At 27.7% G+C, this 4756-nt stretch carries 5 protein-coding genes; all 5 read left to right on the top strand.

What is annotated here, in order from left to right; genetic code table 11:
• The first annotated feature begins 104 nt into the window (after positions 1–104).
• The gene (gene rpsF, locus GSH19_RS04555; protein WP_237026923.1) at positions 105–401 is read left to right on the top strand and encodes a 30S ribosomal protein S6; all 297 of its coding nucleotides are present in this window, start codon (positions 105–107) and stop codon (positions 399–401) included.
• 30 nt (positions 402–431) lie between these two features.
• Positions 432–938 carry a single-stranded DNA-binding protein gene (gene ssb / locus GSH19_RS04550; protein WP_237026922.1) on the top strand — a complete coding sequence of 169 codons (507 nt, stop codon included), beginning with the start codon at positions 432–434 and terminating at the stop codon, positions 936–938.
• Positions 939–977: 39 nt separating this feature from the next.
• The gene (gene rpsR / locus GSH19_RS04545; protein WP_237026921.1) at positions 978–1217 is read left to right on the top strand and encodes a 30S ribosomal protein S18; all 240 of its coding nucleotides are present in this window, start codon (positions 978–980) and stop codon (positions 1215–1217) included.
• A gap of 379 nt (positions 1218–1596) precedes the next feature.
• Positions 1597–3018: a pectate lyase-like adhesive domain-containing protein gene (locus GSH19_RS04540; RefSeq protein WP_237026920.1), complete on the top strand. Its 1422-nt coding sequence runs from the start codon at positions 1597–1599 to the stop codon at positions 3016–3018.
• Between the two features lie 39 nt (positions 3019–3057).
• A partial coding sequence (locus tag GSH19_RS04535; protein ID WP_237026919.1) for a pectate lyase-like adhesive domain-containing protein occupies positions 3058–4756 on the top strand: 1699 nt, incomplete at its 3' end.

The following is a 4756-nucleotide window of genomic DNA, read 5'->3' as shown; positions in this document are numbered from 1 at the left end:
TTTTGAGCATAGAGGATATAATTTAAGGGTTAGATTCGACTTAGAATCTAACCCTTGCTCTTCAAATCACTGAAGGGCCATAGACCACAAGGAGGTGTAATATTATGGAAACAAGTAAATACGAAATTACTTACATTATCAGACCTGATCTTGAAGATGCTGCTAAAACTGCTTTAGTAGAAAAATTCGACAAAATCTTAACTGATAACAATGCTGATATTATTGATTCAAAAGATTGGCAAAAACGTCGTCTTGCATTTGAAATCAAAGGTTACAACGAAGGTTTATACCACATCGTTAACTTAACTACTGATAACAATGAAGCATTGACTGAATTTGACCGTATCGCTAAATACAGCAGTGACATTTTACGTGTCATGATTGTAAATAGAGAAGACTAATTTATTTTAAATTGAGAGGAGTTTTTCAGGATGATTAATACGGTTGTACTTACCGGACGTTTAACAAGAGACGTAGATCTAAGATACACCCAAAGTGGTGCAGCAGTTGGTTCATTTAATCTTGCTGTTGATCGTCGCTTTACTAATCAAGAAGGTAATCGTGAAGCTGACTTCGTTAACTGTGTTATTTGGCGTAAAGCTGCTGAAAACTTTGCTAATTTTGTGCATAAAGGTACTTTAGTTGGGGTTGAAGGACGTCTTCAAACTAGAAATTATGAAAACAACCAAGGTCAACGTGTTTATGTAACAGAAGTTGTTGTTGAAAACTTTACTTTATTAGAACCTCGTTCATCACAACAAGGTAATAATCAAAATAATAGCTATAACAATAACAACAATGGCAATAATAATGCTCCTCAGGAAAATCCTTTTGGTACACCACAACAAAGTAATAGTGGTAACAATAATAATTCATCTGATCCATTTGCTGGATCAAATGATCAAATTGATATTTCTGATGATGATCTTCCATTTTAGAGAAGATTATAAATACTAAAATTTGAGGAGGGACAACCAATGGCTCAACAAAGAAGAGGTGGCGGAAAACGTCGTCGTAAGGTTGATTTTATCGCTGCTAATCATATTGAATACATCGATTACAAAGATGTTGATTTATTAAAACGTTTCATTTCAGAACGTGGTAAGATTTTACCTCGTCGTGTTACAGGAACATCAGCTAAAAACCAACGTAAATTAACTGCAGCTGTAAAGCGTGCAAGAATTATGGCATTATTGCCTTTCGTAGTTGAAGATTAATTTATCTATTAGAACTAGTTCATTTGAACTAGTTCTTTTTTTATGAGTTTAAATTAATTTTTTCACTTTTTAAGGATTTACATCATGAATTTCTTAGTAAATTACAATGTTAATTGTTAATGTGATTGTTACTTAAATTAATATTAAAGTATGAAATTTTTTTAATTTTTTGATTCGTTAAAATTGTATTCAATGTAGAGTTTGTTTTATCATAGTCATACGAATTATCTTTTGCGTTAGTATTAATAGGTAAATAATACAAATAAAGTAATAATCATAATAATTGTAATTTTTTTAATATTTAATTCCTCCAAATTTTTAATTCTACAAGTGATTTTAATTTATAGAAAGCTTAAGTCAATTTTAAGGGGTTATATTTATGAAAATAAGAAAGTATTTAGTTATTATTCTAGGTTTAATTATTTTTAGTCTTTCTTTTGGTGATATCAAAGCTAATGATTTAAATTTGAGTAATGATAGTACCTTTCAAAATATAAGTAATGATTTAGATAATGATAGTAAATCAGTTAATGTATCAACTTGGGATGAGTTTAATGATGCAATGGTAAGTGATGATATAAGTAATATAAACATAAAAAAAGACCTTGTTTATACAAAAACAAGTGAGGCTGAAAGAGATATTATAATACCTTTAAAATCAATCAAAATTAATGGAGAGGGACACAAAATTGATTTTAGAGGTGTTTCATTTTATAACAATGATGCTGTTCCACAAAATATGAATATAAAATGGAATATTAATAATTTGGATATGTATGGAAGAAATTATTATGGTCCTTTAAAATCAGGAGGATATACAAATAATAATAATCCAAATTATGGTAGTGGAGTAATAACTTATGATAATGTAAGTTATTCTGGAGCTCAATTGTATTCGGTTTATAATTTTGATGCTATTTTTAGTGGAAATAATATGGTTAATTCAGTTAATTCATATATATCACCTTTTGATAATAAAAAATATAGTACACAAACTAATCAAAACGCAATTGAAGCAACTAACTTAACAGTTACTGATAATGCAACTTTAAATTCAACGGTTGATAATGCTGGAGTTATTTATTTAGATAATCAAGGTTCTTTTAAAATTGGAAATAATAGTCACGTTAATTTACAGTCACTTAAAGCAGGTGGAGAAAATAATCAAAGTGCACTTTGGGTAAAAGATAGTTTGACTATTGGTGATGATTCTAATTTGAGTATAGAAACAGCACCGGATGGTTATCAATCAATTTGTAACATGCCTGATACAAGTTACAAAAGAGATTTTAAAATTGGAGATAGATCAAAATTTTATGCTAAAGTTGATGGACAATTAAATCCAAGTAGTAATTGGTGGCCAAAATCTACGTTAGATTTTGGAAATAATATTCAATTTAATCAAGGAAAAGATTCTAATTTTAAAGTAGAAGCATTAAATGCTGGTAAATCAAGAGATATGGATTTATTAGATTTTGGTTCTAGCTCTTCTTTTAATCAAGATGAAAATTCAACATTTGATTTAAATGTTGCTGGTGTGAGTGAAAATAAAAATAATTTAATTAATTTTGGTGATGGAACATCTTTTAATCAGAGTAAATATTCTAAATTTAATATTAATGTTAATAAGTCTAGTGGAAATCAAGCTGACTTAATTAACTTTGCTAAAAATAATAATATTAATTTAGATTCAAATGCCAGTTTTAAAATTAATGCTGAAAGCTTAAGTGGTAATACTTCAGATATAATTTATGTAGGAAATAATAGTAATTTTAAATTAGGTTCATCGACTAATTTTTAAATTAATTTACCTAATTCTAGTGGAAACAATACTAATGTAATGAATTTTGATACTAATAGTTATTTAGATTTAGGTTCGGATACTAACTTCAAAATTGATACAGAAGCAAGTGGATCAACATTTGATGTATTGAGATTTAAATCAGATGTTAAATTAAACTTTGACAAAGTCAAAAATTTTGAAATTAATATGAAAAAAAATAAAGGTGATATGTTTGTTTTTGGTACAAGTAACAATGAAATGAATATAAATCAACAAGATGTTGAATTTAGAAAAACAAATGATTCTGAATTGCATGGGTTCTATGGAATTAATAGTGCATATATACCAATTAATTATTATGCAAAAACACAGAATGATATAGATGTTAATACTAAAGATAATAGTAATTTAACGAAAAATAGTTTTTTAAATAATTTTGATGTATCAGATTTTAAACATTTAAAAGTCAGTGAAGAAACAAGTCAAAAAAATAATCCGTTGCATAAGATTAGCAAATTTGATGATTTAAAAAATGCTATGTTAGATCAATATGTTACTAGAATTTCGGTTGAAGATGATTTAGTTAATGATAATGATAGTTCATCACATAGAGATGTTCGTATACCATTAAGATCAATTGATTTTAATGGTAATAATCATAAAATAGATTTTAGAGGAACCTCTTTTTATAATAATGATAGAGTGTTAAAAAACTCAAATATTATTTGGAATATAAGTGATGCTGATATGTATGGAAGAAATTATTATGGCCCATTCAAAACAGATGGTGTAACTGGTGGTAAAGATAGTGGAACTGGAACTTTTAATTATAGTAATATTGATTACAAAGGTGCTCAATTAACTGCTTCATATAAATATACGCTTCATATGAAGGGTACAATTAAAAATAATTCAGTGAATTCTTATATATCACCATTCGATGAAAAAAAATATTCTTGTGATACGAATCAAGTTAATATTGAAGCTAATAATTTAATTTTTGATGATAATTGTCATTATGATGGAACTACTGAAAATGCAGGAGTTATTTGGTTAGGTGTTTTTGGAACTAGTGGTAATTTAACTGTTGGAGATAATGCAGTAGTTAATTTAACATCTAATGGTACTGGTGGTGAAGGATATGCAGTATTAAGATGTATGGGTAAAATGGTTACTGGTAGAGATTCACAAGTTAACATTAATACAAGAGCTAGTGGTGGACAAAGAGCTGTCCAACTTATTAAGGGTGAAGATACAGAAAATTTAATGCATTTAGATAAAAATTCATCTGTAAATATTGATGATGCTAAATATACAACAAAAAAATCATCTGTTCCATTAATTGATATAGCGTCTAATACTAATATATTAGTTGATGATCATGCACATTTAAATGTTGATACCATGCAAACTACTAAAGATAATGGTAAATGGGCTCAGGGAAGTGTAATTAGTGCGGCTTCTAATAGTCGTTTAGAAATTGGTGATAAGGGGTATTTTAGAGTTAAATCTGGTGGAGATGCTAATTTGAACTTATTAGATTTTTCAAGTAATAATGAATTTATTTTAAATAATGCTAAAACGGTTGATATTGATGCTAGAAAAAATACTAATGATAATACTAATTTGATTTCTATGAGTTCAGGAGTATTAGATTCTTCAGAACAAGCAGTTTCTGCTTGGAATCGAAAAAATGATACTGATGATCGTGATTTTAGTTGGAATCCAATTAAAGATATGAAAGTATTTTATACGA

Source organism: Lactobacillus sp. S2-2, assembly GCF_021698855.1.
In the GTDB taxonomy this organism is placed as follows: Bacteria; Bacillota; Bacilli; order Lactobacillales; family Lactobacillaceae; genus Fructilactobacillus.
This window is presented reverse-complemented; position numbering and strand designations above follow the sequence as displayed.